The sequence below is a fragment of the Citrobacter sp. C6_1 genome (genome assembly GCF_014596835.2).
GTDB lineage: Bacteria > Pseudomonadota > Gammaproteobacteria > Enterobacterales > Enterobacteriaceae > Citrobacter > Citrobacter pasteurii.
The window spans coordinates 1,300,284-1,326,489 of sequence record NZ_CP115031.1 but is presented as its reverse complement, the minus strand read 5'-3'; the positions used below and the strand labels follow the sequence as shown (position 1 = coordinate 1,326,489).

Here is a 26,206-nt window from a genome sequence, read left to right as displayed (position 1 = left end):
TTTTTTTTATGCTTTCCTTATGATTACCTCACCGCTCAAAGGAAGAACAGGTTTGACATCGCCATCGCAACACTATCTGGTCATTACTGCGCTGGGTGCTGACCGCCCGGGAATTGTGAACACTATCACCCGTCATGTCAGCAGTTGTGGCTGTAATATCGAAGACAGCCGACTGGCCATGCTGGGTGACGAGTTTACGTTTATCATGCTGTTATCCGGAACCTGGAATGCCATCACCCTGATTGAATCAACCTTGCCTTTGAAAGGCGCAGAGCTGGATTTATTGATTGTGATGAAGCGTACGACCGCGCGTCCCCGCCCGGCGATGCCCGCCACGGTATGGGTACAGGTCGATGTCCCCGACTCGCCTCATTTGATTGAGCGCTTTACCGCCCTGTTTGACAGCCACCAAATGAATATTGCGGAACTGGTTTCGCGCACACAGCCGGCTGAAAACGGCAAGGCTGCACAGTTGTTTATTCAAATTACCGCACATAGTCCTGCGTCACATGATTCGGCAAATATTGAGGATGCGTTTAAAGCACTCTGTACAGAACTCAATGCGCAAGGCAGTATTAACGTCGTCAATTACTCACAGCATGATGAACAGGATGGAGTTAAGTAATGAACCCACTGAAAGCCGGTGATATCGCACCGAAATTTAGCTTGCCGGATCAAGACGGAGAACAAGTAAATTTAACCGACTTCCAGGGACAGCGTGTTCTGGTTTATTTCTACCCGAAAGCCATGACGCCCGGCTGTACTGTACAGGCCTGTGGCTTGCGCGATAACATGGATCAGTTAAAAAAAGCCGGTGTTGAAGTGCTGGGTATAAGCACCGATAAACCAGAAAAGCTTTCCCGATTTGCGGAGAAAGAAGTGCTTAACTTCACGCTCCTGTCTGATGAAGATCATCAGGTTTGCGAGCAGTTTGGCGTCTGGGGTGAAAAGTCATTTATGGGTAAGACCTACGATGGCATCCACCGCATCAGCTTCCTGATTAATGCCGAAGGCAAAATTGAACATGTGTTTGATGATTTCAAAACCAGTAATCACCACGACGTGGTACTGAACTGGCTGAAAGAGAACGCCTGATTTACGTTTTGCTGGAAAAAGCCTGATGGCGCTTCGCTTATCAGGCCTGGGCAGTTTATTAATATTGCGAAACTTGTAGGCCGGGTAAGGCGTAGCCGCCACCCGGCATAAACATGAATCTGTACTTTTTCAGGCTGACATCCGCATAAGCGTTTATTCAAACGTCCCTTTTACGCAGGCTTTCTTCTCTCTGACCACAGCTTTTCCCTTCGCCCACAGGTGATTAACCTCCAGCGCATCGTTAAGCACCAGAATGTCCGCATCGCATCCCGCCGCCAGACGCCCCTTATGTTCGAGCCCCAAAAATTCTGCGACCGTACGCGTCAGCGGACACAGCGCCTGTTCCAGCGGCACAGCATGCACCTTCACTAACTGGCGCACCGTTTCAGCCAGAGATTCAAACCCTGCGACACCAATGCCGGTGAGATTACCAAACGTATCAAATTCCGGCTGACTTCCGTTGCCGTCCGAACTCAGGGTAATGCGTGACAATGGCACATTCTGGCGCAGCGCCGTGGCAATGGCCATGGCCGGATCGACTGGCTCATCAATGCTGCTGGTAATATCGATATAACCGCCCTGGCGGGCATACTCCAGCGCCGCCTGGAACAACGGTTGTGCACGGTTAACGTGTGTCGGCAACAGTTTGGTAATCGGGACATCACAGCACTCGAGGATGTTGTACAACGGCTCCAGCATGCGCGGGCTGTCACCCATGTGGAAAACGCTGATCCCCGGCTTGCGCCCTAACAATCCACCAACCCGCGACTGCGCCGCCATGTTCGCCAGCGCCGAGGTGTCCGGGGCAGAGGAACGATGGTCCGAAACCGCACATTTCACGCCAATAACTTTATCGATCAGCGCCACGTCGCGATCGATACTGCCGGTGATGGTCGGAGATGGCAGAGAATAGGCCCCGGTCAGCATCCATGCGCTGATGCCTTCAAACTCCAGCGCACGTGTTTTCGCCAGCAACGACTCAGGATGACGGGTAATCCCGTCCGTTCCCAATAATCCCACGACGGAAGTGATACCGGCTTCAACCAGTCGCGACAAGCGCACTTCAGGCGTACGGGTATGTGGCCCTGCCTCTCCGCCGCCGCCAATCAGATGGACGTGCTGATCGATAAACCCCGGGCACACAATCGCACCGTCAAGATGGATGCACTCGCAGCCGGGGAAGTCTTCAGGAGAAATCGACGGCGCGATGGCAACAATTGTACTGCCAGACACCAGAATATCCTGGCGGCCTAAATCTTCCGGCGCGTACACGTGTCCCTGCTGGAACAACGTCAAATTAAGAATGGAACAGTTCATAACCTTCCTTGTCAGGCAATTACCTGCATAACCCAAATAGAGAGCAGCGCATTAATAACGCATACCGCAATAATCAGCGGGTAATAACGAGGATGGCCCCCCGCAGTCCCCAGACAGCGTCCCACATTTTGCACCGGATTGCCCATCAGGTAGATAGCCGGCAGCAATACAGTCGCATCATGTCCCGAAAGCGTACCAGCAACAACCAGACTGGCACAAACGCCGACGCCGCCTCCCATACTCATCACCGCCGCCAGCAGCACGGTGGCAGATTCCCCCGGTAGCCCCCACAGCGCCATCACCGGTTCGCACACCCGCCCGACAATCTCGAGCAATCCCGTCACCTTCAGCGCCTGAATAATCACAAACGCCATCACCACGTTTGGTAACAGGCTGGTTGTAGCAATAGTAAACCCGCGCCGTGCGCCATCGATAAACATATCCATGACGTTTTTACGTACCTGCGTTGTCATCTCAGACCTCCTGCTGCAGACGGCGGTTTTCAAGCTGCGCAATCCACAAACGCAGCAGATTCGCCCCCACAAATTTGAAGACAAGGATCACCGCCAGCGGCGTAATCACCGGCACGGTAACCATCGTAAACAGCGCAGCACCCGAGGAAAAATAGTTGGTAATACACGCGCTGCCGCTGGTTTGCCAGCAGGCAAATATGGCGCGTTCCTGTTCAGTAATAATGCCCTCTTCCGCCATCTCTTTGGTCATCCCTGCTGCAGCATCGGTATTTTGCAAATTCGCAATCAGCGCCAGCGAACAAACACCCGGAATACCGAGTAACGGGCGCAGGACCGGCGTCATCAACTGTTGCGCCGCGCGCAAACCGCCCAGCCCTTCAGTGACGGAGATTATCCCGAGAGAAAGAATGACGGAAGGTGCCAGCTCAAGCGCGAATAAGAAGCCGTCTTTGGCCCCCATCCCTCCAGAGCCGCGAAAAGAGACCGCCGTATCGCCTGCGGCATTAATCGACCCAAACGCGCCGTTGAGGACGGTGAAGTCAAAAACTCGCCACCATTCGGTACTTTTCGCAAACATGCCGGAAAAAAGAATAATCGTAATAAAAAAAGCGAGATAACCGCCCCATCCCGCCTTTTGCTGCGTGTGTGTGTTGTGACCCATGTTGTTCTCCTGTTGGCCTTATTCCTTGCGTGACGAAAAAACATCACGAGGGCCAAATTAAAGACAAACACGGAGAAAAACGATACCGGAGGAAATTATTCAGAAAGTGAGGATAGAGGTCAGACAAGTTCAGTTCCGACGGCATGGCGCCATCGGAACTGATGGATTAGCGATCGTCAACCGTCTGACCATCCGGCCAGGCATGCACCACGGCTTTGATTAGCGTCGCCAGCGGAATGGCAAAGAATACCCCCCAGAATCCCCACAGACCGCCGAAAATAACAACCGACAGAATAATCACCAGTGGGTGCAGGTTTACGGCTTCGGAGAAGAGTACGGGAACCAGCAGATTGCCGTCCAACGCCTGGATTATCAGGTACACGGCGAAACAGCTCCAGAACTCCGTTCCGAGTCCAAACTGAAACAACGCCACACCAACAACCGGAATCGTTACCACAAACGCGCCGATGTACGGGATTAGCACAGAGAACCCCACCAGCACCGCCAGCAGCAGAGAGTAGTTAAGGCCAAACATCAGGAAGCCTAGCCAGGTTGCAACACCGACCACCACCATCTCCAGTACTTTACCGCGGATATAGTTGGTGATTTGCTGGTTCATTTCTTTCCAGACTTGTCCTGCCAGTCCACGATTTCGCGGCAGCACCCGGCGCACAGCATTCAACATCTGGCTCTTATCCTTCACCAAAAAGAATACCATCAGTGGGACAAGCACCAGATACACCGCCAGCGTCAGTAAACCGACCAGTGAAGCCAGCGAATATTTCACCACCGAATCGCCCATGGTGAGCATTCGCGAGCGCATATTCTCCGCCATCGCATCAATGATGCCCGCATCCATCAGCGCCGGATAACGTCGCGGTAAGGTAGCGGCAAAGTCAGACAACTTGTTGAGCATGCCAGGCATATCGCGGATCAGATAGATGCCTTGCTGCCATGCGACCGGCATTACCACAAACGCCATCAGCAGTAAAATGCCGACAAACACCACCAGCACAATTGACGTCGCCCAACGCCGCGAGCAACCGATATTTTCCAGCCGGGCGGTAGGCCATTCCAGCAGATAAGCCAGCACAATCGCGACCAGCAGCGGCGCTAACAGACCACTAAAGAAGAACAGGATGCCAAAACCGGCAACCAGAATAATCAGCAAGGCAATAGCCTCAGGGTCGCTAAAGCGGCGGCGATACCATTGCGTCAACATTTCGAGCATAAAACCTTCCCTGAACCTCAATAGCGGGATTGCGATCCCGAATTGTATCGAAATGTCACAAAAAAGACTTCGCTTTTTATGGCTGATTACGCAAAGTGAAAAGACATTTTTCCTGGGTGTTCATCGTCAGGTTTCGCAGTTACACTCGCTAAGCTTGCGGAGTGTGAACGATACTTCACGGCATTGGTCAAATGGCTATCTCAAAAAAGAATACAGGACAGAGGTTATGTTCAGGCAGTTGAAAAAAAACCTGGTTGCTACCCTCATTGCTGCACTGACCGTCGGTCAGGTTGCGCCCGCATTTGCTGATACTGCGGACACCCTGCCTGATATGGGAACGTCGGCAGGCAGTACGCTTTCTATTGGACAAGAAATGCAGATGGGCGATTATTACGTTCGCCAGCTGCGCGGTAGTGCGCCGTTAATTAACGATCCGTTGCTGACCCAATACATTAATGCTCTGGGGATGCGCCTGGTTTCGCATGCAGATTCGGTAAAAACGCCCTTCACTTTCTTTTTAATTAACAACGATGAAATAAACGCCTTCGCTTTTTTTGGCGGCAACGTTGTATTGCACTCCGCACTGTTCCGCTATTCCGATAACGAAAGCCAACTGGCGTCGGTAATGGCGCACGAAATTTCTCACGTCACGCAGCGCCACCTGGCGCGCGCGATGGAAGATCAGAAACGTAGCGCACCGCTGACATGGGTTGGCGCATTAGGCTCGATTTTATTAGCGATGGCCAGCCCGCAGGCAGGGATGGCGGCGCTAACCGGTACGCTGGCGGGTACGCGCCAGGGAATGATTAGCTTTACACAGCAGAACGAACAGGAAGCAGATCGCATCGGTATTCAGGTGCTGCAACGTTCGGGATTCGATCCCCAGGCCATGCCGACGTTCCTCGAAAAACTGCTCGATCAGGCCCGTTACTCTTCGCGTCCGCCGGAAATTTTGCTGACTCACCCCCTGCCTGAAAGCCGCCTGTCGGATGCCCGTAACCGCGCCAACCAGATGCGCCCGGTCGTAGTACAATCTTCAGAAGATTTCTATTTGGCCAAAGCGCGCACCCTGGGCATGTACAATTCAGGCCGCAACCAGTTAACCAGCGATCTACTGGATAACTGGTCGAAAGGTAACGTGCGCGAACAGCGCGCTGCGCAGTATGGCCGGGCGCTGCAAGCGATGGAAGCCAGCAAATACGACGAAGCACGTAAAGCGCTACAGCCGCTGCTCGCGGCAGATCCGAATAATGCATGGTATCTCGACCTGGCAACAGATATCGATCTCGGCCAGAAGAAAACCAGCGATGCCATTAATCGCCTGAAAAACGCCCGTGACCTGCGTACCAATCCGGTACTGCAGCTCAACCTGGCGAATGCCTATTTACAGGGCGGACAAGCCAAAGAGGCGGCAACCATCCTGAATCGCTATACGTTTAATCATAAAGATGACACCAACGGCTGGGATCTGTTAGCCCAAACGGAAGCCAATCTGAATAACCGCGATCAGGAACTGGCGGCGCGCGCGGAAGGGTATGCCCTCGCCGGACGTCTTGATCAGGCGATCTCGATGCTCAGCAACGCCAGTGCTCAGGTGAAACTAGGCAGCCAGCAGCAGGCCAGATACGATGCCCGTATCGACCAACTGCGCCAACTGCAAGAGCGCTTTAAACCGTACACCAAGATGTAATTATCGAACCCTTGCCGGATGGCGACGCTGTAGCGTCTTATCCGGCCTACATCAGACGCGATTGTAGGCCGGATAAGGCCTTTAGGCCGCCATCCGGCAGTATTGTTATGCAAGGAGAAGTCATGTCAGACGCGATTAAAATCTACCATAACCCACGCTGCTCCAAGAGCCGTGAAACGCTGGAATTACTGAAGTCCAACGGCGTGGACCCGGAAGTGGTGTTGTATCTGGAAACGCCGGCTGATGCAGCAACCCTGCGTGAACTTCTGCAGATGCTGGGTATGTCCAGCGCGCGTGAGCTAATGCGCCAGAAAGAAGATCTCTATAAGTCGCTTAACCTGGCGGACAAAAATCTGAGCGAAGATGCGCTGATTCAGGCAATGGTAGAAAACCCAAAACTGATGGAGCGCCCGATTGTGGTAGCGAAAAGTCAGGCACGGATTGGTCGCCCACCTGAGCAAGTGCTGGAAATTATTGGTTAACCTTAAGACTGCCGCAGTTTTTCGGCTGCGGCACTTACAGCTTCAGTATCTCTTTTACGAACGGAATGGTCAGCTTACGCTGGGCGGTGATCGATGCGTGATCAAGCTGATCCAACGTCATAAACAGCGTACGCATTTCCCGATCCAGACGCTTAAGCAGAAAGCGGCCCACATCTTCCGGCAGTTCAAATCCGCGAAGTCTGGCGCGTAATTGCAACGCCTGCAGCTTATCTTCATCGGAAAGTGGTTGCAGCTTGTAGATTTGCCCCCAGTCCAGACGCGAAGCGAGATCTGGCAATCCCAGATTCAGCTGTCTTGGTGGACGATCGCCGGTGATCAGCAGGCGTGTTTTCCCCGACTCCAGGATACGGTTGTAGAGATCAAAGATCGCCATTTCCCACAGCGAATCACCGGCCACACATTCGATGTTGTCGATGCATACCAGCGATAAATGCTCCATCCCGTCGAGCACCTCGGGGACGAACCAGGTACGTTTGTCGAGCGGCACGTAGCCTACCGCATCGCCGCGCGCGGACAGTTCCGCACAGGCTGCATGCAGCAAATGACTACGGCCAGCGCCTTCACGCGACCAGAGATAAATATACCCGCTATGTTCCTGACGCAGCACGTTTTGCAGTGCAGCCAGTAAAGAGGAGTTATCCCCCGGCCAGAAACTTGCGAAAGTTTCGTCATCAGGAAGATAAAGTGGCAAAGAGAGCTGTGCCGGTGTGTTCAGAGATACCTCAACCCAGGATTTCATAAAATCGCGTTGAGTTTAACACAGAAATGCGTCGCGATAGAACCGGGCAGCATTGCTACCCGGTCAGAGACTTAGTGTTGCGGGCTGTCAGCATCTTCAGCATCGAGGACAACTTCTTCCGGGCGCAGCAGGCTGATCACTTTGAAAATCAGGCTCAGACAGACACCCACAATGGTCGCCAGCGCCATGCCTTTCAGCTCAGCAGCACCGATGTGAACTTTCGCGCCGCTGACGCCGATGATCAAAATGACCGAGGTCAGGATCAGGTTCTGTGCTTTGTTATAGTCAACTTTTGACTCGATCAACACGCGAATACCGGAAGCGCCAATCACGCCGTACAACAGCAGAGATACACCGCCCATGACCGGCAGTGGAATGATTTGGATCGCCGCCGCCAGTTTACCGACGCAGGAGAGCAGAATGGCGAAAATCGCCGCGCCGCCAATAACCCAGGTACTGTAAACGCGGGTAATCGCCATAACGCCGATGTTCTCGCCGTACGTGGTGTTCGGCGTAGAACCGAAGAAGCCGGAGATCACCGTCGACAGACCGTTAGCAAACATAGATCGATGCAGGCCAGGATCGCGAATCAAATCTTTTTTCACGATATTCGCCGTTACCACCAGGTGCCCGACGTGTTCAGCAATAACCACCAGCGCCGCAGGCAGAATGGTCAGAATAGCGACCCATTCAAAGCGCGGCGTGTAAAACGTTGGCAGAGCAAACCAGTGAGCCTGCGCTATCGGCGTGGTGTCCACAACGCCCATCACGAAGGAGAGCGCGTACCCAGCCAGCACCCCAATCAAAATCGGGATAATCGCCATAAAGCCACGGAACAGTACGGAACCAAATACCGTCACCGCCAGCGTCACCATTGAGATGATGATGGTTGTTGAGTCTGGCGCTTGTCCTTCAGCAGGCAGTAATCCCGCCATACCCGCAGCGACACCCGCCAGCTCCAGACCGATGACGGCAACGATTGCGCCCATCGCCGCAGGCGGGAACATGACATCCAGCCAACCAGTACCGGCCTTCTTAACGATGAACGAAACCAGGCAGAACAGGATGCCACACATAATGAAACCGCCCAGCGCCACTTCATATCCTAGCGGCAGCAGCAGCAGAACCGGGGAGATAAACGCAAAGCTTGAACCGAGGTAAGCCGGAATTTTACCTTTACAAATAAAGAGATACAGTAACGTACCAATGCCGTTAAACAGCAGAACGGTAGCTGGGTTGATATGAAACAGGACTGGCACCAGTACCGTTGCGCCAAACATGGCGAACAGGTGCTGCAAACTAAGCGGGATTGTCTGTAAAAGCGGCGGTCTTTCACTCACCCCGATAGCACGGCGCGTCATAGTGTTTTCCTCTGAGTGTTGTTTGTTATTAGCGATTGGGTTGTTTTATTCAAAAAAAAGCCGACTCTTAAAGTCGGCTTCTTTTTATTTATTCATTTACTTGGTACCAAAAATCTTATCGCCGGCATCGCCGAGCCCAGGAATAATGTATCCGTGCTCGTTCAGTCCCTGATCGATGGAGGCGGTGTACAGCTCGACATCCGGGTGCGCTTTTTCCAGCGCCGCGATACCTTCCGGCGCGGCAACCAGTACCAGTACTTTAATGCTGCTGCAGCCTGCTTTTTTCAGCAGGTCGATGGTAGCGATAACGGAACCGCCGGTTGCCAGCATCGGGTCAACGATCAGCGCCATACGCTCATCAATGTTAGAGACCAGCTTCTGGAAGTACGGAACCGGCTCCAGCGTCTCTTCATTGCGGTACATACCCACCACACTGATACGCGCGCTCGGAACGTTTTCCAGTACGCCTTCCATCATGCCCAGGCCCGCACGCAGGATTGGCACAACGGTGATTTTTTTGCCTTTGATTTGGTCAACTTCAACCGGACCGTTCCAGCCTTCGATGGTCACCTTTTCGGTTTCCAGACCAGCGGTTGCTTCATAAGTCAGCAGACTGCCAACTTCCGAGGCGAGTTCACGAAAGCGTTTAGTGCTGATGTCGTTTTCACGCATCAGTCCCAGCTTGTGTTTGACGAGTGGGTGTTTGACTTCCACGATCTTCATACTCTTCTCCTTTCCTCAGACGAGTGGCAACCACAAAAAAATCGCCGGATTATACCGCTTTTCGTCTCTGGCGCAACACTGGATACGCTTGATATGGATCAACCAAAATCGTTTGCGTCCGGATGATGAGTATAAAACAAGCCCCGCTATAAGTGCGGGGCTTGTTATCAATGCTATGAATTTTATAGGTTTTCAGCATTAGTTTGGATGACGTTTCGATACCAGGAAAAAGATTTCTTCGGCGAGCGTGCTAATGTCCCACTCCCGTCATTATTTTTATCAACATAGATAAAGCCGTAGCGTTTTTTCATCTCCCCCGTCCCGGCCGAGACTAAATCAATACAGCCCCACGGGGTATAGCCCATCAGATCCACGCCATCTTCCACCACCGCTTTTTTCATTTCGCGGATATGCGCGGCCATATAGTCAATACGATAGGAATCATCCACCGAGCCGTCGGCCTGCTGCACGTCAATCGCACCAAAGCCGTTTTCTACAATAAACAGCGGCAACTGATAATGGTCCCAGAACCAGTTCAGCGAATAGCGCAGACCGACGGGATCAATCTGCCAGCCCCAGTCCGATTTCTGCACGTACGGGTTAGAAACCAGACTTTTCGACTCGTCGTAATCCAGCTGTGGGTTGTCCGCCGTTGCCTGGGTCGCGAAAGACATATAATAGCTAAAGCCGATGTAATCAACGCAGCCCTCGGTCAGCGCCTGACGGTCTTCCTCGGTGATATCCAGTTCAAAGCCACGACGGGCAAAGTAATTGAGAAGATGCTGCGGGTATTTGCCGCGCACGTGTACGTCAGTGAACCAGTAGCGGCGATGCATGGCGTTCATCGCCATCATCATATCGTTCGGCACACAGGTCAGCGGATAAATTGGGCACATCGCAATCATGCAGCCAATTTGCAGCGTCGGGTTAATCTCGCGTGCGGCCTTTACTGCCAGCGCGCTGGCTACCAGCTCATAGTGCGCCGCCTGGTACATGACCGGTTCGCGATCTTCACCGGGCAGGTATTTCAGACCAGAGTTAGTAAAGAGCGCGAAGTCTTCGTGATAATTTGCCTGATTGTTAATCTCATTAAACGTCATCCAGTACTTCACTTTGTGCTGATAACGAGTGAAAACCACCCGGGCAAAACGGACAAAAAAATCGATCAGCTTACGGTTGCGCCAGCCGCCATATTCCGTCACCAGATGGTAGGGCATCTCGAAGTGCGACAACGTAATCACCGGCTCAATGCCATATTTCAGGCATTCGTCGAACAGATCATCATAGAACTGCAGGCCAGCTTCATTAGGTTGCGCGTCGTCGCCTAAAGGGAAAATCCGCGTCCAGGCAATGGAAGTGCGAAAACATTTAAACCCCATTTCAGCAAACAGCTTGATGTCGTCTTTATAGCGATGATAAAAATCGATGGCATCGTGGTTAGGATAGTTTTTACCGGCAATCACACCGTCAGTAATTTCACGCGCTACGCCGTGTGCCCCCGCCGTCATGACATCGGCAACGCTAATACCTTTACCGCCCTCCCGCCAGCCACCTTCCAGTTGATGAGCGGCGACAGCTCCACCCCACATGAAATCTGCTTTAAATCCTGACATCCCCTTCCCCTATCGTGATGAGTCTGCGCAAAACACTCTCAGTGAGGTTCGTAACAGAAAACAGAAACCGGTTTCAGTACGATACTGTGCATTCGGCTGGCAGGTTTCAAGCACAAGACTGTACCCGGTTTCATTTTCGTGGCGCAGTTCAAACAAATAGATAAATGATTGTAAAATGCTGAAAAAATCAGCAGATAAAACTTGATGCAGAGCAGGCTCGCAAACGTTTGCTTTCCCTGTTAGAATTGCGCCGAATTTAACTTTTACTGCAAGTAAACATGTGGGGAAGCAGGCAGTGACCGATAAAACCTCTCTTAGCTACAAAGATGCCGGTGTTGATATTGATGCAGGTAATGCTCTGGTTGATCGAATCAAAGGCGTAGTAAAGAAAACGCGTCGTCCGGAAGTTATGGGTGGTCTGGGTGGCTTCGGTGCGCTGTGCGCATTGCCGCAAAAATATCGTGAACCGGTATTGGTTTCCGGCACTGATGGCGTTGGCACAAAACTGCGTCTGGCGATGGATCTGAAACGCCACGACACTATCGGCATTGACCTCGTCGCAATGTGCGTCAACGACCTCGTGGTTCAGGGCGCTGAGCCGCTGTTCTTCCTCGACTACTATGCAACCGGCAAACTGGATGTGGACACCGCAGCCAGCGTCATTAACGGGATTGCCGAAGGCTGCCTGCAGTCTGGCTGCGCGCTGGTTGGCGGAGAAACGGCAGAAATGCCGGGGATGTACCACGGCGAAGATTACGACGTGGCAGGCTTCTGCGTTGGCGTCGTCGAAAAATCAGAGATTATCGACGGTTCTAAAGTGGCTGACGGCGACGTACTGATTGCGCTCGGCTCCAGTGGTCCGCACTCCAACGGTTACTCTCTGGTGCGTAAAATCGTTGGAGTCAGCGGTTGTGACCCGGAAACCACCGAGCTTGAAGGCAAGTCGCTGGCCGATCACTTGCTGGCTCCGACCCGCATTTACGTAAAATCCATTCTGGAACTGATCGAGAAGGTTGATGTGCATGCCATCGCGCACCTGACTGGCGGCGGCTTCTGGGAAAATATTCCACGCGTTCTGCCGGACAACACGCAGGCCGTGATCGACGAATCTTCATGGCAGTGGCCAGCCGTCTTCAACTGGCTACAAACGGCGGGTAACGTCAGCCAGCATGAAATGTATCGCACCTTTAACTGCGGCGTAGGCATGGTTATCGCCCTGCCAGCTCCGGAAGTGGACAAAGCCCTGGCTTTGCTCAATGAGAAAGGTGAAAACGCATGGAAAATCGGTATCATCAAAGCTTCTGATTCCGAACAGCGTGTGGTCATTGAATGAAAAACATTGTGGTGCTCATTTCCGGCAACGGAAGCAATTTGCAGGCGATGATCGACGCCTGCGAACAGAAAAAAATCAATGGCACCCTACGTGCAGTATTCAGTAACAAGGCCGATGCGTTCGGCCTTGAGCGTGCACGCGAAGCGAATATTCCGGCGCACTCGCTGGAAGCCGCCCAGTTTGCCAGTCGCGAAGCCTTCGACCGCCAGCTGATTCAGGAAATTGACGCTTATTCACCTGATGTCGTGGTGCTGGCCGGTTATATGCGCATCCTCAGCCCGGCGTTTGTCGCGCACTATTCTGAGCGATTGCTGAATATCCACCCGTCTTTATTGCCGAAGTATCCAGGCCTGCATACGCACCGCCAGGTGCTGGAAAATGGCGATGAAGAACATGGAACCTCCGTCCACTTCGTCACCGATGAACTGGACGGTGGGCCGGTTATTCTCCAGGCTAAGGTTCCGGTATTTGAAGGCGACAGCGAAGATGATGTCACGGCACGGGTTCAGGCCCAGGAACATACCATTTACCCGCTGGTGGTAAGCTGGTTTACCGATGGTCGCCTGAAGATGCGTGATAACGCAGCATGGCTGGACGGCGTTCGTCTGCCGCCACAAGGCTACGCCGCCGACGAATAATAAAATCCGACCTGTAAACCGGATCTCACCCTCCGGTCTACAGGCATAAATACCTTTTCCGGTTAACATCTCCGGTATTCATCTACGCTCCCCCTTTCTCTTTGCTATCAGACGGTTTATTGTCATATTTTTCTGGCACAGTTGGACATCTGAGAGCAATGCTCGCCATAATAAATCGGTAGTGTCCCGTGAATGAAACGGAGTAAAAGTGGTAATGGGTCAGGAAAAGCTATACATCGAGAAAGAACTCAGTTGGTTAGCGTTCAACGAACGCGTACTCCAGGAAGCTGCTGATAAATCAAACCCGTTGATCGAACGGATGCGTTTCTTAGGCATCTATTCCAACAACCTCGACGAATTTTACAAGGTTCGCTTTGCCGAACTGAAGCGCCGAATCATTATTAGCGAAGAACAGGGTTCAAACTCTCACTCCCGCCACCTTTTAGGCAAAATCCAGGCTCGCGTATTAAAAGCCGATCAGGAATTTGACGGCCTGTACAACGAGTTGCTGCTGGAGATGGCGCGCAACCAGATTTTCCTCATCAACGAACGTCAGCTATCGGCCAATCAACAGAGCTGGTTACGCCATTACTTCAAGCAATATCTTCGCCAGCACATTACGCCGATCCTGATTAACCGCGAGACGGATTTAGTTCAGTTCCTGAAAGACGACTACACCTATCTGGCGGTGGAAATTATCCGCGGCGATACAATCCGCTACGCGCTGCTGGAAATCCCTTCTGATAAGGTTCCCCGTTTTGTGAACCTGCCGCCGGAAACCCCGCGGCGTCGCAAACCGATGATCCTGCTGGACAACATCTTACGTTACTGCCTTGACGACATTTTCAAAGGGTTCTTTGATTACGATGCGCTGAACGCCTATTCGATGAAAATGACCCGTGACGCCGAATACGATTTGGTGCACGAGATGGAATCGAGCCTGATGGAGCTGATGTCATCCAGCCTGAAACAGCGTCTGACCGCAGAGCCTGTACGCTTCGTCTATCAGCGCGACATGCCCAATGCGCTGGTTGAGGTACTGCGTGAAAAACTGACAATTTCTCGCTACGATTCGATTGTGCCCGGCGGGCGTTATCATAACTTCAAAGACTTTATTAACTTTCCCAACGTTGGCAAAGCTAACCTGGTGAACAAACCCCTGCCGCGTCTGCGCCATATCTGGTTCGATAAAGAGAAGTTCCGTAACGGCTTTGATGCAATCCGCGAGCGCGATGTACTGCTGTATTACCCGTATCACACCTTTGAGCACGTTCTTGAACTGTTGCGTCAGGCTTCTTTCGACCCGAGCGTGCTGGCGATAAAGATCAACATCTACCGTGTGGCAAAAGACTCGCGCATCATCGACGCAATGATCCATGCCGCGCATAACGGTAAAAAAGTCACCGTAGTGGTGGAATTGCAGGCGCGCTTTGATGAAGAAGCCAACATTCACTGGGCCAAGCGTTTGACTGAAGCGGGCGTTCACGTCATCTTCTCCGCGCCGGGCCTGAAAATTCACGCCAAACTGTTCCTTATCTCGCGTAAAGAAGGTGATGAAGTCGTGCGCTATGCGCATATCGGGACGGGCAACTTCAACGAAAAAACAGCGCGCCTGTACACCGACTACTCGTTGCTGACCGCTGATTCGCGTATCACCAACGAGGTTCGTCGGGTGTTTAACTTCATCGAAAACCCGTATCGTCCGGTGACGTTCGATTATCTGCTGGTTTCTCCGCAGAACTCACGCCGTCTGCTGTACGCGATGATCGACAAAGAGATCGCCAATGCGCAGCAAGGGCAGCCTTCCGGTATCACGCTAAAACTGAACAACCTGGTCGATAAGGGCCTGGTTGATCGTCTCTATGCGGCCTCAAGCTCAGGCGTACCGGTTAATTTGTTGATTCGCGGTATGTGTTCTCTGATCCCAAATCTGGAAGGTATCAGCGACAACATTCGCGTGATAAGCATTGTCGACCGCTACCTTGAACACGACCGGGTTTATATTTTCGAAAACGGTGGCGATAAGCAGGTATACCTCTCCTCCGCAGACTGGATGACCCGCAATATCGACTATCGCATCGAAGTCGCCACCCCGCTGCTTGACCCTCGCCTCAAACAGCGCGTGCTGGATATTATCGATATCCTGTTCAGCGACACGGTGAAGGCTCGCTTCATCGATAAAGAACTCAGTAATCGCTACGTACCGCGCGGAAACCGCCGCAAAGTTCAGTCACAATTGGCGATTTACGACTACATCAAATCACTCGAGCAACCTGACTAACGCTATGCCAATACACGACAAGACTCCACGACCGCAGGAATTTGCTGCGGTCGACCTTGGTTCAAACAGTTTCCATATGGTCATTGCCCGCGTGGTTGATGGCGCAATGCAGATTATCGGACGACTGAAACAACGCGTTCATCTGGCGGATGGCCTCGGCGAAGATAACAAGCTGAGCGAAGAGGCAATGGAGCGCGGATTAAGCTGCCTGTCCCTGTTCGCCGAACGTCTGCAGGGCTTTCCCCCGTCAAGCGTATGCATCGTGGGAACCCATACTTTGCGTCAGGCGCTGAATGCGACCGATTTTCTCAAGCGAGCGGAAAAAGTCATTCCCTACCCGATTGAGATTATCTCCGGTAACGAAGAAGCCCGACTGATTTTTATGGGCGTGGAACACACTCAGCCGGAAAAAGGCCGCAAGCTGGTTATCGATATCGGCGGCGGTTCAACAGAACTGGTGATCGGCGAAGATTTCGAACCCAAGCTGGTCGAAAGCCGCCGTATGGGCTGCGTCAGTTTTGCCCAGATGTATTTCCCGGGCGGTGTCATCAGCCGGGAAAACTTTCAGCGTGCCCGCATGGCGGCAGCGCAAAAGCTCGAAACCTTAACGTGGCAGTTTCGCATTCAGGGCTGGAATGTCGCAATGGGCGCGTCAGGCACGATTAAAGCGGCACACGAAGTGCTGCTGGAGATGGGTGAAAAAGACGGTTTTATCACCCCTGAACGCCTGGACAAACTGACATCTGAAGTGCTGAAGCATGCCTCATTTGATGCGCTCAGCCTGCCGGGGCTGTCAGAAGAGCGAAAAGCGGTATTTGTTCCCGGGCTCGCGATTCTGTGCGGCGTGTTTGACGCGCTGGCGATCCGCGAACTTCGCCTTTCTGATGGCGCGCTACGCGAAGGCGTGCTGTATGAGATGGAAGGACGTTTTCGCCACCAGGACGTTCGCAGTCGTACCGCCAGCAGTCTGGCGAATCAGTACAACATCGACAGCGAACAGGCCCGGCGCGTGCTGGAAACAACGATGCAAATGTACGACCAGTGGCATACGCAGCAGCCAAAACTGGCCAATCCTCAACTGGAAGCATTACTGCGCTGGGCAGCAATGCTGCATGAGGTTGGGCTGAATATCAACCACAGTGGCTTACATCGCCACTCTGCTTATATCTTACAAAACAGCGATTTACCGGGGTTTAATCAGGAACAACAACTGATGATGGCAACATTAGTTCGTTATCATCGCAAAGCGGTGAAACTGGATGACCTGCCTCGCTTTACGTTGTTCAAGAAAAAACAGTTTCTGCCGTTAATTCAGCTATTGCGCCTGGGCGTACTGCTGAATAATCAGCGCCAGGCGACCACCACGCCACCAACCCTGACTCTGATAACTGATGACAACCACTGGACCTTACGCTTCCCGCATGACTGGTTTAGCCAAAATGCGCTGGTGCTGCTCGATCTGGAAAAAGAGCAGCAATACTGGGAGGGCGTAACCGGCTGGCGTCTCAAAATTGAAGAAGAAAGCTCACCCGATATCGCCGCATAAACTCTCAGCAGGTGCCAGTTCAGCTGGCACCTGTTCTTCCAGCGTTTCATGCAATGGCAGGGGTTTACCAATCAAATATCCCTGCATGTAGTCAATCCCCAGCGAAATTACCGCACTGCGTATTTCTTCAGTTTCGACATACTCCGCAACCACCTGCATTCTTTTCATCCGCGCCAGGTGGCAAATAGAGGCCACAATTTGGTAGTCGAGGCTGTTCGAAACGATATTGCGAATAAAGCTGCCGTCAATTTTCAGGATATCGGCACTCACATTCTTCAGTCGCGCATAGCTGGCGTATCCGGTGCCAAAATCATCAATCGCAATCTGACAGCCCATAGATTGCAGTTGCAGTAACGTTGCCTGTGCCTGTTCCGCATTGGTTAAGGCGTTGCTTTCCGTAACTTCAAAAATCAACTGCCACGCTTCAACCTTGTACTTAACCAGTAGCTGGTTGATGTCATGTGGAAGTCGGGCGCGACATATCGACGTAGGTGATAAGTTAATGGCAAACCGACGGGCAGGCATTTTTTCCCGATTCTGCGCCATAAACTTCAGCGTATTTTCAATCACCCACAGATCGATGCTGGACGACAAGCCAAACTCATGCGCGATCGGCAAGAAGCAATCAGGAGGGATGGTTTCACCGTCATCTCCTGCAAGGCGCAGCAGGATTTCATGATAAACGTCGCCGCGTACGCCAGAAATCGGCTGCGCCATCAGGAAAAAGCGATTGTGCTCCAGCGCCTGCTGTAGACGATTCATCATCGCCACTTTATCTTTCAGATCCCGCTGCAAGTGCATTACGCCTCGGCGCTGCAAGTTCTCTGGCGCATTAGTCGCCAGGGAAAGCTCGGCAATGGTGCTTAACTCCCCCAGTAACAGATAGATATGGTTAACAGGAGAACGGACATAGCAAAAACTGATCCCCACCTGCGGCTGTAAAGGCATGCCATCCCAAATAAAACGGAACTGTTTGATATGCCTGTCCAGGGCTTCAATGCGCTCCTGATGCGACTCGGTGTTAAAACGCAAAACTAAGTCATTACCCGATAACTGATAGACATGCTCATCCTGTTCCAACAGTGGCGTTATCCACTGTGAGAGTTTTTGCTTGTACTGGATACGCAGCATAATGCCGTAATTTTTTACCAGTAGTCCCATGCCCGGAACACGCAAAAAGCAGAGCACTGACCATGGCGTTTTTTTCAAATCCCGGTTCAATGCGCGCAAATTCGGCAGATGCACCATCGGATCAAAGTATGCCAGGCGATGGTTGCGCCGGGTAACAAAGCGTTGGCGCGTTGCCAGTACGGCAATGAAGTTCACGATGAAGGAAAAAACCAGGTAACTCGACGAGGTAATGGCAAGCTGTGTGTCATAACTCGAATACCAGGGCATATAGCGCTGATAATAATGGATTGCGATAATCAGTACGACAGACCATATCAGCGAAATAAATCTAAAACCGTATCGCATTGCTCCCCATAACATGGCAGGGAGCAATAACGACAAGGTATAATTTGTGCTAAATATTGAGCTGTGCTCATCTAGTGGTAGACACAACAATGTCATTATTGTGGTCAAAACAATCAGCCAGACCGCAAACTCTATTTTGGTAACTTTGGCGTCAAACTGTTGCTTTAATTGAGAAAAATAGCCTCTGATATGCAACGGATTACGAATCGTTCGAATAATGAAGTAGCACAGTGGAACCCCAACCAGATTCCCGGTCAGCATGGCCTGATAGTTGATCAACGTGCCAGTATTAAAGGGCATAACCCCCACCATAACGGATTTGCTCTCATAGACGCCGACAAACGCGGCAAACTGGAAGAGTATCAGAAACAGGGTTGCCGGACAGAAGACCTGCCAAAACATGCGCTGAAACATCAGGCGAGAGTCACCGTGAGATACGTTGTTCCGCCGGGGAGCAAATACTTTATACCCTCCCCAACTCAGCACTATCGTAACAATAAAGTGCGTAATAATTGACAGCGTTTCAAATAACCCAACCTGTGGATATTTGTAGCAGATAATGGAAATGATAATTCCCGGCAATGCCGCCCAGCTAAAAAATAGCATCAGGCTAATCATCAACGCCAAAGGCATGTAGAAAAGAATTACGGTCCCAGTACTAATATGGGCATAGGTATTGGCAGCGCTCAATATAGGCAACAGCAAAGATGGTAAGATGAGAGGTAACGCCCACCATCTATCTCTCATACCAATATAATTTTTATTGAGTTTCATAGATGCTCAGTAGAATCCCGCACATCCTGCAGGGGGTATTCAGACAGGCATCCCACCTGACTCTAAAACGGTAAAGTTAAATACATCACTATGCCTCATCGATTTTAGTTGTCAGCAAAAGGTGACGTTTGACATATATCAAAAAAAAAGCCCCTCATTAATCAATTATTACTCTTTTCATTGTTTTTTATCGTTATTTCATTATTAATGCAAATAATAATATTAATATTCATAACATATGAGGATGAAACAACTGAAGCAATTTTACATAATGAAAAATTGACCATTTCCTCACAGTATGCCTTAATGTGAGTATCGCCCTCAGTTGGGTACACTACAAGGAACCTTTTGTGAGCCAGGTTACCAGCCTACGCAAACGACACCGATTTAATAGTCGCATGATCCGGATCGTACTGCTTATCAGTTTTCTCTTCTTCTTCGGACGCTTCGTCTACTCCGCCATTGGTGCGTGGCACCACCACCAGAACAAAAAAGAATCTCAGCAGATCACCCAGCCGCAACAGGCATCTCCTGCTCAAACCGACGTGCGCTGATCGCTCGCGCCTGTGATATCTCAGCATTAAGATTCCTTACCGGATGGCTAAGTGCCAGACATTTAACCATCCGGTAAGGGATTTGAGTGATGAAACATTATGCAGTCTTACCCACCACACGCACTGAATTATCGGATAACAGACTGCGTTTTTCGCACAAATGCACAATCTTTTAATCCCACTTCACCGCACTATTCGCGCTGATTTTCACATTTCGATTTATTGGGTATAAAAAAGACACACTGTGTTCAAATAGACGTCAATTAATATCGTCAGAAAATATCACAGGCGAAAGTATTAACATTACGTATGGAATTAAATATTTATTTGAATTGTTACCATTTTAAATTCTACAGGGTAATACCATGAGTGGTTTTTCATTATTTCCGAAAATACGAAGCGGTGTTGAATGGATCTCCGGGCATAGCGACGCGGTTATTCAGTTTGGCTGGAATATTGTTGCCGCCGTGATTTTACTGTTTGTCGGTAAATTTATCGCTCGCCTGCTCTCCCGTGGACTGGAAAAGTTACTGTTAAAACGTAAAGTCGACAGAACCATCATTCAATTTTTCACTGCGCTGGTACGTTACATTACCCTCGCCTTTGCCGTGGTAGCCGCATTAGGGCGCGTGGGTATTGAAACATCATCTATTATTGCCGTCATTGGCGCTGCTGGGTTGGCCATTGGCCTTGCGCTACAAGGGTCACTCTCCAACTTTGCCGCTGGCGTACTATTGGTCTCCCTGCGTCCTTTTCGCGCCGGAGAGGTGGTACAGATTGGGGCAGTCACCGGAACGGTGGAAAAGGTGCATATTTTCTCCACCACCCTGCTCACCGCCGACAGCAAAGAAGTGGTCATTCCAAACGGTAAGATCATCGCTGACAATATCATTAACTATTCCCGCCACCCTTTCCGCCGTATCGATCTGGTGATTGGCGTGGGCTATCAGAGCCGGATAGCTGACGTTAAGCGCGTGATTAACCATATTATCGGGCAAGATACCCGCATCGATAAGCAACGTGGGGTGACCGTTCGTCTGGGTGAACTGGGCGCTTCAGCATTGAATTTTTACGTCCGCGTATGGGTACCCAACATCGAATACTGGAATACCTATTACGATCTGTTGGAAAACATTAAAGAAGCCCTGGACGCCAACCATATTGCCCTGCCGTATCCGCAGATGGATATCCGCGTGGAGAACGTGTCATCCCAATCTCACCCCCAGCTACAGTTAGTTGATTAATAGGCTGTACTTCGGTGTGAGCGCAATAAAAAACCCTCTGTTAAAGAGGGTTTGACATATTACCGTTTCAAAAACCACTAACGGAGAGAGATATTATTCCCACTCAATGGTAGCTGGCGGCTTACCGCTGATGTCATACACCACGCGGGAAATACCGTTCACTTCGTTGATGATGCGGTTAGAGACGCGGCCCAGGAAGTCATACGGCAGATGCGCCCAGTGGGCGGTCATAAAGTCGATGGTCTCAACAGCACGCAGGGAAACAACCCAGTCGTATTTACGGCCATCGCCCATGACGCCAACGGAACGTACCGGCAGGAACACGGTGAACGCCTGACTGACTTTGTTGTACAGGTCAGCTTTGTGCAGTTCTTCGATGAAGATAGCATCTGCACGACGCAACAAATCGCAGTACTCTTTCTTCACTTCGCCCAGTACGCGCACGCCCAGACCCGGCCCCGGGAACGGGTGACGGTACAGCATGTCGTACGGCAGACCCAGCTCCAGACCAATCTTACGCACTTCGTCTTTGAACAGCTCACGCAGCGGTTCAACCAGACCCATCTTCATCTCTTTCGGCAGGCCGCCCACGTTGTGGTGAGATTTGATAACGTGTGCTTTACCGGTGGCGGAAGCCGCGGATTCAATCACGTCCGGATAGATAGTGCCCTGCGCCAGCCATTTAACGTCTTCCAGTTTCAGTGCTTCTTCATCGAACACTTCAACGAACACACGACCGATGATTTTACGTTTGGCTTCCGGATCGCTCTCGCCTTTCAGCGCATCCAGGAAACGCTGCTCGCCTTCAACATGAACAATATTCAGACCGAAGTGGTCACCAAACATATCCATCACCTGCTGAGCTTCATTCAGGCGCAGCAGACCGTTGTCAACGAACACACAGGTCAGATTTTTGCCGATCGCACGGTGCAACAGCATCGCGGTGACGGAGGAGTCAACGCCACCGGACAGACCGAGGATCACTTTATCGTCGCCAACCTGCTCACGGATACGTGCAACAGCGTCGTCGATGATTTTTTCCGGCGTCCACAGCGCTTCACACTGGCAGATGTCACGCACAAAGCGCTCCAGCATACGCATGCCCTGACGGGTGTGGGTCACTTCCGGGTGGAACTGTACGCCGTAGAAGCGTTTTTCTTCGTGCGCCATAATGGCGAACGGGCAGCTGTCGGTGCTGGCGACAGTGACGAAACCTTCAGGAATGGCGGTCACTTTGTCACCGTGGCTCATCCATACGTCCAGCAGCGGTTTGCCGTCGGCGGTCAGGGAGTCTTCAATACCACGCACCAGCGCGCTGTCAGTCTGAACCTCTACCTGCGCATAGCCGAATTCACGTTCGTTAGACCCTTCAACGTGGCCACCGAGCTGCATTGCCATGGTCTGCATGCCGTAGCAGACGCCGAACACCGGCACACCGGCATTGAAAACGTATTCTGGCGCACGCGGGCTGTTTTCTTCAGTGGTGCTTTCCGGACCACCGGAAAGAATGATACCGCTTGGGTTGAATTCGCGAATTTGTGCTTCCGTAACATCCCATGCCCACAGTTCACAGTAGACGCCCAGTTCACGTACGCGACGTGCAACCAGCTGAGTATACTGCGATCCGAAATCGAGGATGAGAATGCGATGTTTATGAATATTGTCTGTCATTGACGCTAATTCCGAGGCAAGTGAAACAAATTCGCCCGGCATAGAGCCGGGCGCGGAAACTTATCAGGAGCCCATGCGGTAGTTAGGGGACTCTTTGGTGATGGTCACATCGTGAACGTGACTTTCCTGGATACCCGCACCGCTGATACGGACAAATTCAGCCTGAGTACGCAGCGCGTCGATAGTACCACAGCCGGTCAGCCCCATACAGGAGCGCAGGCCGCCCATCTGCTGGTGAATGATCTCTTTCAGGCGGCCTTTATACGCTACGCGGCCTTCAATACCTTCCGGGACCAGTTTGTCGGCGGCGTTATCGCTCTGGAAGTAACGGTCGGAGGAGCCTTTGGACATCGCACCCAGAGAGCCCATACCGCGGTATGATTTGTAAGAACGACCCTGGTACAGTTCGATTTCGCCCGGGGATTCTTCGGTACCCGCCAGCATGGAGCCCACCATGACTGCAGCAGCACCGGCAGCGATTGCTTTCGCGATGTCGCCAGAGAAACGAATACCGCCATCGGCGATAACCGGAATACCGGTGCCTTCCAGCGCTTCAACGGCGTCAGAAACAGCGGTGATCTGCGGAACGCCCACACCGGTAACGATACGGGTGGTACAGATGGAGCCAGGGCCGATACCCACTTTAACAGCGCTGCAGCCGGCTTCAGCCAGAGCGCGAGCGCCAGCGCCCGTTGCGACGTTACCACCGATGATCTGCAGATCCGGATATTTAGCGCGAGTTTCACGAATACGCTGCAATACGCCTTCAGAGTGACCGTGAGAGGAGTCAATCAGCAGTACATCAACGCCCGCGGCAACCAGCGCGTCAACGCGCTCTTCGTTACCAGCACCCGCGCCGACAGCAGCACCAACGCGCAGACGACCATGCTCGTCTTTACAGGCGTTAGGTTTACGTTCTGCTTTCTGAAAATCCTTAACCGTGATCATGCCGAGAAGATGGAAGCTGTCATCAACGACCAGCGCTTTCTCAACACGTTTTTCGTGCATTTTTGCAAACACAACATCACGCGCTTCGCCTTCGCGTACAGTTACCAGACGCTCTTTCGGCGTCATATAAACGCTAACCGGTTGGCTGAGGTCGGTAACAAAGCGTACGTCACGACCGGTGATGATACCGACCAGTTCGTTGTCTTCCGTTACAACCGGATAGCCTGCAAAGCCATTACGCTCGGTCAGTTCTTTCACTTCACGCAGCGTGGTGGTGGGCAGTACGGTCTGCGGATCGGTCACCACGCCAGATTCGTGTTTTTTCACACGTTTAACTTCTTCGGCCTGGCGCTCGATGGACATGTTTTTGTGGATAAAACCGATGCCGCCTTCCTGAGCCAGGGCAATTGCCAGGCGAGCTTCCGTCACGGTGTCCATAGCCGCAGAGAGCATAGGAATGTTCAGGCGAATGGTTTTCGTCAACTGGGTGCTGAGATCAGCAGTATTCGGCAGAACGGTAGAATGAGCGGGAACGAGGAGGACGTCGTCAAACGTCAGGGCTTCTTTAGCGATACGTAGCATGGGCAATATCTCACCTGGGAGGTTATTAAATATTGCCGCGGCATTATACAGAGCGTAACCGATTGCATCCACACTTTTTTGCAAAAAAACCTTGCGCTCCTCTGTGAGCATGTTACTTTCGATTGAATAACCTGCTGATTTAGAATTTGATCCCGCTCACATGTTATCCTCTCAAACCACCTCAATTTTTACCGTAAGCCGCCTGAATCAGACGGTTCGTCTGCTGCTTGAGCAGGAAATGGGACACGTGTGGATCAGCGGCGAAATTTCGAATTTCACCCAGCCCTCTTCAGGCCACTGGTATTTCACGCTTAAAGATGACACCGCCCAGGTACGTTGCGCGATGTTCCGCAACAGTAACCGCCGGGTGACCTTCCGCCCGCAGCATGGACAGCAGGTGCTGGTACGCGCCAACATTACGCTGTACGAGCCGCGCGGCGACTACCAGATAATCGTCGAGAGCATGCAGCCTGCGGGCGAAGGATTGTTGCAGCAAAAATATGAACAGCTGAAAGCCAAATTACAGGCTGAAGGTTTGTTCGATCAGCAATACAAACAACCGTTGCCCTCACCGGCCCATTGCGTCGGGGTGATCACCTCGAAAACCGGGGCTGCGCTGCACGATATCCTCCATGTTCTGAAACGTCGTGACCCTTCCCTGCCCGTGATAATTTACCCAACCGCCGTGCAGGGTGATGATGCGCCGGGGCAGATTGTTCATGCCATTGAACTGGCTAACGCACGTCTGGAGTGCGATGTTTTAATCGTCGGGCGTGGTGGTGGATCGCTGGAGGATTTATGGAGCTTTAACGACGAACGCGTGGCGCGGGCAATATTTAACAGTGCCATTCCGGTCGTTAGCGCCGTTGGCCATGAAACCGATGTCACTATTGCTGACTTCGTCGGCGACTTGCGCGCGCCTACGCCGTCTGCGGCGGCGGAAATTGTCAGCCGCAATCAACAGGAGCTGTTACGCCAGATTCACTCTGTGCAGCAGCGTCTGGGTATGGCGATGGATTACTACATCGCGAACCGCAACCGCCGTTTCACTCAGATGTTCCACCGTCTGCAACAGCAGCACCCTCAGTTGCGTCTGGCCCGTCAGCAAACAGTGCTGGAGCGGCTGCGGCAGAGAATGAACTTCGCACTTGAGAATAAGATTAAGCAAGCCAACCAGCGCCAACAGCGCGGAAGTCAACGCCTGAACCAACAAAACCCACAGTCGCGCATTTATCGGGCGCAAACCCGTATTCAGCAACTGGAATATCGTCTGGCGGAGAATATCCGCGCGCGTTTAAGCGAGCAGCGAGAACGCTTTGGTAATGTGGTGACGCATCTTGAAGCCGTAAGTCCGCTTTCCACGCTGGCGCGCGGCTATAGCGTCACTACCGCGACGGACGGCAAAGTGCTGAAGCAGACCAAACAGGTGAAGGCCGGTGATGTGCTCACGACCCGACTGTCAGATGGTTGGGTAGAGAGTGAAGTGAAAGGCGTAACGGCGGCAAAGAAAACGCGTAAGAAAAAGCCGGATTAAACCGGCGCAAACTCCACGCGTTTCTTCGAAATCAACCCATGGCCATTCTGACAGAAGTAATCCACCGCTCCGCAGGCTTTTAATACCTGGAGCGGTTGATGGCACTCCGGACAGCGCGCTTCTAACGGAATATCTTTTTTGCAGTTTTCACAGTGCGCCACACCGTTTTGCAGTTCCAGTTCTGCGTGACAATCCGGGCAGTTCATTGACATGGTGACT

23 protein-coding genes are annotated in these 26,206 nt (G+C 51.9%); 11 read left to right on the top strand and 12 right to left on the bottom strand.

Annotated features, from left to right (window positions below; all coding sequences use genetic code 11):
- The first annotated feature begins 52 nt into the window (after positions 1–52).
- On the top strand, positions 53–625 hold the full coding sequence (locus IB196_RS06395; protein WP_005121884.1) for a glycine cleavage system transcriptional repressor: 573 nt from the start codon (positions 53–55) through the stop codon (positions 623–625).
- The gene (gene bcp / locus IB196_RS06390) at positions 625–1,095 is read left to right on the top strand and encodes a thioredoxin-dependent thiol peroxidase (protein WP_005121883.1); all 471 of its coding nucleotides are present in this window, start codon (positions 625–627) and stop codon (positions 1,093–1,095) included. Before IB196_RS06395 ends, bcp begins: the two co-directional genes overlap by 1 nt.
- Positions 1,096–1,248: 153 nt before the next feature.
- Here the strand turns inward: bcp and iadA are convergent, their stop codons facing one another.
- The 4 genes from iadA to IB196_RS06370 all read right to left on the bottom strand — a co-directional run bounded on the left by iadA (position 1,249) and on the right by IB196_RS06370 (position 4,777).
- Positions 1,249–2,412, bottom strand: coding sequence for a beta-aspartyl-peptidase (gene iadA, locus IB196_RS06385; protein ID WP_040233493.1), 1,164 nt, complete (start codon positions 2,410–2,412; stop codon positions 1,249–1,251).
- A gap of 11 nt (positions 2,413–2,423) precedes the next feature.
- Positions 2,424–2,885, bottom strand: coding sequence for a YjiG family protein (locus tag IB196_RS06380; protein WP_188232141.1), 462 nt, complete (start codon positions 2,883–2,885; stop codon positions 2,424–2,426).
- Between the two features lies 1 nt (position 2,886).
- A complete protein-coding gene (locus IB196_RS06375) occupies positions 2,887–3,546 on the bottom strand; it encodes a nucleoside recognition domain-containing protein (protein ID WP_040233492.1) in 660 nt (219 codons plus the stop codon).
- A gap of 166 nt (positions 3,547–3,712) precedes the next feature.
- A complete protein-coding gene (locus IB196_RS06370) occupies positions 3,713–4,777 on the bottom strand; it encodes an AI-2E family transporter (RefSeq protein ID WP_005121878.1) in 1,065 nt (354 codons plus the stop codon).
- 226 nt (positions 4,778–5,003) lie between these two features.
- On the opposite strand from IB196_RS06370, the gene bepA reads away from it, so the two are divergent.
- Positions 5,004–6,467, top strand: coding sequence for a beta-barrel assembly-enhancing protease (gene bepA, locus IB196_RS06365; protein ID WP_040233490.1), 1,464 nt, complete (start codon positions 5,004–5,006; stop codon positions 6,465–6,467).
- A gap of 122 nt (positions 6,468–6,589) precedes the next feature.
- Positions 6,590–6,949 carry an arsenate reductase (glutaredoxin) gene (gene arsC, locus IB196_RS06360; RefSeq protein WP_005121875.1) on the top strand — a complete coding sequence of 120 codons (360 nt, stop codon included), beginning with the start codon at positions 6,590–6,592 and terminating at the stop codon, positions 6,947–6,949.
- A gap of 34 nt (positions 6,950–6,983) precedes the next feature.
- Here the strand turns inward: arsC and IB196_RS06355 are convergent, their stop codons facing one another.
- From IB196_RS06355 to IB196_RS06340, 4 genes are all read right to left on the bottom strand, one after another.
- Complete coding sequence (locus tag IB196_RS06355) at positions 6,984–7,685, bottom strand: DnaA inactivator Hda (RefSeq protein WP_211924219.1); 702 nt, start codon at positions 7,683–7,685, stop codon at positions 6,984–6,986.
- A 95-nt stretch (positions 7,686–7,780) separates the two neighbouring features.
- Entirely contained in the window at positions 7,781–9,070 is a 1,290-nt protein-coding gene (gene uraA / locus IB196_RS06350) for a uracil permease (protein WP_005121873.1), read from the bottom strand.
- Between the two features lie 96 nt (positions 9,071–9,166).
- Complete coding sequence (upp, locus tag IB196_RS06345; protein WP_003037929.1) at positions 9,167–9,793, bottom strand: uracil phosphoribosyltransferase; 627 nt, start codon at positions 9,791–9,793, stop codon at positions 9,167–9,169.
- Between the two features lie 182 nt (positions 9,794–9,975).
- Positions 9,976–11,406: a 6-phospho-beta-glucosidase gene (locus IB196_RS06340; RefSeq protein ID WP_188232142.1), complete on the bottom strand. Its 1,431-nt coding sequence runs from the start codon at positions 11,404–11,406 to the stop codon at positions 9,976–9,978.
- A 295-nt stretch (positions 11,407–11,701) separates the two neighbouring features.
- On the opposite strand from IB196_RS06340, the gene purM reads away from it, so the two are divergent.
- The 4 genes from purM (at position 11,702) to ppx (ending at position 17,204) form a co-directional block, all read left to right on the top strand.
- Positions 11,702–12,739 (top strand): phosphoribosylformylglycinamidine cyclo-ligase, encoded by a 1,038-nt coding sequence (gene purM, locus IB196_RS06335; protein WP_005121869.1) that lies wholly within the window; start codon positions 11,702–11,704, stop codon positions 12,737–12,739.
- Positions 12,736–13,377, top strand: coding sequence for a phosphoribosylglycinamide formyltransferase (purN, locus tag IB196_RS06330; protein ID WP_040233482.1), 642 nt, complete (start codon positions 12,736–12,738; stop codon positions 13,375–13,377). The genes purM and purN overlap by 4 nt, the downstream gene beginning before the upstream one ends.
- Before the next feature lie 214 nt (positions 13,378–13,591).
- On the top strand, positions 13,592–15,658 hold the full coding sequence (gene ppk1 / locus IB196_RS06325; RefSeq protein WP_005121867.1) for a polyphosphate kinase 1: 2,067 nt from the start codon (positions 13,592–13,594) through the stop codon (positions 15,656–15,658).
- Between the two features lie 4 nt (positions 15,659–15,662).
- On the top strand, positions 15,663–17,204 hold the full coding sequence (gene ppx, locus IB196_RS06320; RefSeq protein WP_040233481.1) for an exopolyphosphatase: 1,542 nt from the start codon (positions 15,663–15,665) through the stop codon (positions 17,202–17,204).
- On the opposite strand, the gene IB196_RS06315 is transcribed toward ppx, so the two are convergent.
- Entirely contained in the window at positions 17,184–19,454 is a 2,271-nt protein-coding gene (locus IB196_RS06315) for a sensor domain-containing phosphodiesterase (RefSeq protein WP_188232143.1), read from the bottom strand. The two genes, ppx and IB196_RS06315, sit on opposite strands and share 21 nt — an antisense overlap.
- A 350-nt stretch (positions 19,455–19,804) precedes the next feature.
- Between IB196_RS06315 and IB196_RS06310 the strand changes: the two genes are divergently transcribed.
- Together IB196_RS06310 and mscS are read left to right on the top strand one after the other, a co-directional pair.
- Entirely contained in the window at positions 19,805–20,008 is a 204-nt protein-coding gene (locus tag IB196_RS06310) for a YfgG family protein (RefSeq protein ID WP_072033354.1), read from the top strand.
- Positions 20,009–20,373: 365 nt separating this feature from the next.
- Complete coding sequence (gene mscS, locus IB196_RS06305; RefSeq protein WP_005120442.1) at positions 20,374–21,252, top strand: small-conductance mechanosensitive channel MscS; 879 nt, start codon at positions 20,374–20,376, stop codon at positions 21,250–21,252.
- A 93-nt stretch (positions 21,253–21,345) separates the two neighbouring features.
- Here mscS and guaA read toward each other — a convergent pair whose 3' ends face one another.
- A complete protein-coding gene (gene guaA / locus IB196_RS06300; protein WP_005120440.1) occupies positions 21,346–22,923 on the bottom strand; it encodes a glutamine-hydrolyzing GMP synthase in 1,578 nt (525 codons plus the stop codon).
- Positions 22,924–22,986: 63 nt separating this feature from the next.
- Complete coding sequence (guaB, locus tag IB196_RS06295; RefSeq protein ID WP_040233522.1) at positions 22,987–24,453, bottom strand: IMP dehydrogenase; 1,467 nt, start codon at positions 24,451–24,453, stop codon at positions 22,987–22,989.
- A 160-nt stretch (positions 24,454–24,613) separates the two neighbouring features.
- Here guaB and xseA point away from each other — a divergent pair, with 160 nt between their 5' ends.
- Positions 24,614–25,987 carry an exodeoxyribonuclease VII large subunit gene (gene xseA, locus IB196_RS06290; protein ID WP_005120437.1) on the top strand — a complete coding sequence of 458 codons (1,374 nt, stop codon included), beginning with the start codon at positions 24,614–24,616 and terminating at the stop codon, positions 25,985–25,987.
- On the opposite strand, the gene IB196_RS06285 is transcribed toward xseA, so the two are convergent.
- A complete protein-coding gene (locus IB196_RS06285) occupies positions 25,984–26,199 on the bottom strand; it encodes a zinc ribbon domain-containing protein (RefSeq protein WP_005120435.1) in 216 nt (71 codons plus the stop codon). The genes xseA and IB196_RS06285 overlap by 4 nt on opposite strands.
- Positions 26,200–26,206: the final 7 nt, after the last annotated feature.

Coding starts and splice junctions, on each gene's coding strand:
- bcp (WP_005121883.1), top strand. CDS start 625: ATGAACCCACTGAAAGCCGGTGATATCGCACCGAAATTTAGCTTGCCG.
- iadA (WP_040233493.1), bottom strand. CDS start 2,412: ATGAACTGTTCCATTCTTAATTTGACGTTGTTCCAGCAGGGACACGTG.
- IB196_RS06380 (WP_188232141.1), bottom strand. CDS start 2,885: ATGACAACGCAGGTACGTAAAAACGTCATGGATATGTTTATCGATGGC.
- IB196_RS06375 (WP_040233492.1), bottom strand. CDS start 3,546: ATGGGTCACAACACACACACGCAGCAAAAGGCGGGATGGGGCGGTTAT.
- IB196_RS06370 (WP_005121878.1), bottom strand. CDS start 4,777: ATGCTCGAAATGTTGACGCAATGGTATCGCCGCCGCTTTAGCGACCCT.
- bepA (WP_040233490.1), top strand. CDS start 5,004: ATGTTCAGGCAGTTGAAAAAAAACCTGGTTGCTACCCTCATTGCTGCA.
- arsC (WP_005121875.1), top strand. CDS start 6,590: ATGTCAGACGCGATTAAAATCTACCATAACCCACGCTGCTCCAAGAGC.
- uraA (WP_005121873.1), bottom strand. CDS start 9,070: ATGACGCGCCGTGCTATCGGGGTGAGTGAAAGACCGCCGCTTTTACAG.
- upp (WP_003037929.1), bottom strand. CDS start 9,793: ATGAAGATCGTGGAAGTCAAACACCCACTCGTCAAACACAAGCTGGGA.
- IB196_RS06340 (WP_188232142.1), bottom strand. CDS start 11,406: ATGTCAGGATTTAAAGCAGATTTCATGTGGGGTGGAGCTGTCGCCGCT.
- purN (WP_040233482.1), top strand. CDS start 12,736: ATGAAAAACATTGTGGTGCTCATTTCCGGCAACGGAAGCAATTTGCAG.
- ppk1 (WP_005121867.1), top strand. CDS start 13,592: ATGGGTCAGGAAAAGCTATACATCGAGAAAGAACTCAGTTGGTTAGCG.
- ppx (WP_040233481.1), top strand. CDS start 15,663: ATGCCAATACACGACAAGACTCCACGACCGCAGGAATTTGCTGCGGTC.
- IB196_RS06315 (WP_188232143.1), bottom strand. CDS start 19,454: ATGAAACTCAATAAAAATTATATTGGTATGAGAGATAGATGGTGGGCG.
- mscS (WP_005120442.1), top strand. CDS start 20,374: ATGAGTGGTTTTTCATTATTTCCGAAAATACGAAGCGGTGTTGAATGG.
- guaA (WP_005120440.1), bottom strand. CDS start 22,923: ATGACAGACAATATTCATAAACATCGCATTCTCATCCTCGATTTCGGA.
- guaB (WP_040233522.1), bottom strand. CDS start 24,453: ATGCTACGTATCGCTAAAGAAGCCCTGACGTTTGACGACGTCCTCCTC.
- xseA (WP_005120437.1), top strand. CDS start 24,614: ATGTTATCCTCTCAAACCACCTCAATTTTTACCGTAAGCCGCCTGAAT.
- IB196_RS06285 (WP_005120435.1), bottom strand. CDS start 26,199: ATGTCAATGAACTGCCCGGATTGTCACGCAGAACTGGAACTGCAAAAC.